The organism is Acidobacteriota bacterium (assembly GCA_029861955.1).
In the GTDB taxonomy this organism is placed as follows: Bacteria; Acidobacteriota; Polarisedimenticolia; order Polarisedimenticolales; family Polarisedimenticolaceae; genus JAOTYK01.
In genome coordinates this window covers 1-2,761 of record JAOTYK010000092.1, presented here as the reverse complement: position 1 = coordinate 2,761, position 2,761 = coordinate 1, and the positions used below count along the sequence as shown (strand labels likewise).

Here is a 2,761-nt window from a genome sequence, read left to right as displayed (position 1 = left end):
CCGCGGTGTCGGGCGGCACGAGTCCGTTCGCCTACCAGTGGACCGAGGACGGGATCGACATCCCGGGCGCAACGGATTCCTCGCACACCGTCAGCCGCGGCGATGCGGCAAGCCACGCCTACAATTGCCGGGTCAACGACAGCTCCCCGAGTTGCGGCGCGCTGACCGATCCCGTCGACGCGACGGGCGAGTGGACCGCGCAGTGTGCACCGAACGTCGTCGTCGACGCGGCATACGATCCCGCCGGCAGCCTGGTCGAGGTGTGCGGCGACGGCGATTCGTTCGTCGAGCCCGGAGAGCGCTGGTCCGCCCTGGCGCGGCTGCGTAACGCGGGGACCGCGGTCGCGGGGGATGTCCGTGCCGGTCTGGCGACGAACCCGGCGTCCACTGTGGACGCCGCGGTCGTTAGCGGCGCGGTGTCGTTCGGCGACATCGATCCGGGACTCAGCGCTTTGAACTTCGCCGAGCGCTTCGAATTCTGCCCCGCAACGACGGGCGCGTGCGGCTCGGAGATCACCTTCGACATCGACGGCGTGACGTGGACCGGCGGCGGCACTCCGCCGGCCGACTTCCCCTTCGTGTTGCAAGTTCCGCTCGGCGTGTCGGACCCGGGCGGCGACCAGTGGGCTGACCTGACTCCGAGCGATCCGCTTGACGCCACGCTCGAAACAGTCATCTCGGACCTGCAGACCGTCATCGTCGGCTCGCCGGACACGGCGGTCTTGTCCTACGGCTTCTCCTACTCTCCGCCGCGTGTGACGGTCTACGAGGACGATTTCGACACGGTGGTCCCCTGGGACGAATCCGGCCCGGTTATCGCGAGCGCGGAAGAACCCGACACGTGTCCAGGCTCCCCGAGCGGCTTCAACGCCCGTCTCGGCCCCGGAGCAAGTTTGACGAAGTACTTCACGACCCCGCTGGCGCAGGTCCGGATGGAGTTCGACCACTCCAGCGACACCTCGCTCGACGCGGGCGAGTTCCTGTGGGCTGAGTACATGATCGAGTCCGTGTGGATCCCGGTGTTCCAGGGTCCGGACGGCGGCGACGGCCTGTGGACCTGTGACGAGAGCGTCACGTTCCCCGATCCCAACTCCTTCGTGGGCATCCGCTTCGGCAACAACGCCAACGAAATCGGAGAGAACACGCGGCTGGACTACTTCCGGTTGACCGGCCTCACGGACGACACCTGGACGGATGCCGTCCGGGTCGAGATCCAGGACATGCTGGGGACCTGGCACTTGCTGAAGGACTACGGCGCGCCGGACGCCGGGCTTCACGACCTCCTCGCGCTCGGCATCTACAGCGGCCCCGGCATGTACCGGATCCGGCTCAGCGAGAACGCGGGCGGAGCGGCCCAACTGAGCACGGTTGCGCCCGGGGAAGGTCTGCACGTCGTCAGGAACCCCGTGAGTGAGTGCGACGTGAGCGCCTGCTGCGCCGCGAGCACCGCACCGCCGCCGGTGGGCGACGGCTGGATCGCGGGAGGCAGTCCAGCGACCTTCGCACGCAACGGCGACAACGTGACCTATACCTACGATTCCGCGACCTGCTCCGAAGCGAGAGCCGTGGTCGTCTACGGCAATATCGGGGACTACTCGACCTACGTCGGCACGGCCGACTGCGACGGCGACGGCACGTTCGACGCCACGGGACTGGGCGACGTCTGGTTCAACTTGATCTGGGTGGACGCGGCGAACATGGCCGGCCACCCGGGCTACGGCAGCTCGGGACCGCGTGGTTTCGGCGCCGCCGGATTCGGCTGCGGAATCGTCCTGGACAATATCGCGGACGGCATCTGTGACTGACGCCGGCCGGGGCGTGTTTGCCCTGCGAGAAACGCCCGCGGTTCGCGACGGTTTTTCTACAGGACGAACTTCGGTGCCGTTCCGGCTCAGCCGAGTCGCGCCCGCGGCAGATAGATCCTGAACGTCGTCCCCTCGCCCGCGTCGCTTTCCACGGTAACGGCGCCACCGGCCTGCTGCACCGCGCCGTACACGGTGGCCAGGCCGAATCCGCTGTGACCGCTCGCCTCCTTCGTCGTGAAGAAGGGCTCGAAGATCCGTTCCCGGTTCTCCGGCGGTATCCCCGATCCGGTATCCGCGACCGCCAGCATGACGTATCCGCCCGGCCGCGCGTACGTCCGGGGCGAGTCGTCGGGAAGACGGATGTTGGCGGTCTCGATTCGCAGCCGCCCGCCGGCGGGCATCGCCTGGACCGCGTTGGCGACCAGGTTCACGATCACCTGCTCGAGTTGGACGGGATCGATCTCGACGCTGTGGAGATCCGGTGACAGGCGCCGTTCCAGCCGGACGTTCTCACCGACCAGCCTTTGGAGTTCGGCCCCGGCGCCGTCGTCGAGAAGTGCGTTGACGTTGACCGCGACCGATCGGGCCGGTCGCCGGCGGCCGACCGCGAGGAGCCGATCGATCAACGAAGATGCCTTGGAAACCGAGGTCAGGATCGACGCGGTCTTGCGCCTCGTTCCGTCGTCGACCGCTTTGTCCCGTGCCAGCTCCGCCTGGGAGCGGATCGCGCTCAGGTAACTATTGATGTCGTGGGCAACGCCGCCGGCCAACCGTCCGATCGCATCCATCTTCTGCGCCCGGTGCAGTTGGGCGTCCCTCTCACGAAGCGTGGTTTCGACCTTCGCCCGTCGCCGCTCGAGACTCCACAAGGTGGTGACGCTCAGTGCCACGATGACGATCCAGGACGCCACGATCACCCTGAACAAGGTGTTAGCCCTGGCCCGATTCCTGGTCTG

Annotated in this window: 2 protein-coding genes; one reads left to right on the top strand and one right to left on the bottom strand. The window is 67.5% G+C overall.

What is annotated here, in order from left to right:
* The coding region (locus OES25_17645) for a hypothetical protein (protein ID MDH3629461.1) at positions 1-1,805 on the top strand (1,805 nt) is incomplete at its 5' end.
* An 86-nt stretch (positions 1,806-1,891) separates the two neighbouring features.
* Here the strand turns inward: OES25_17645 and OES25_17640 are convergent.
* The coding region (locus OES25_17640) for an ATP-binding protein (GenBank protein MDH3629460.1) at positions 1,892-2,761 on the bottom strand (870 nt) is incomplete at its 5' end.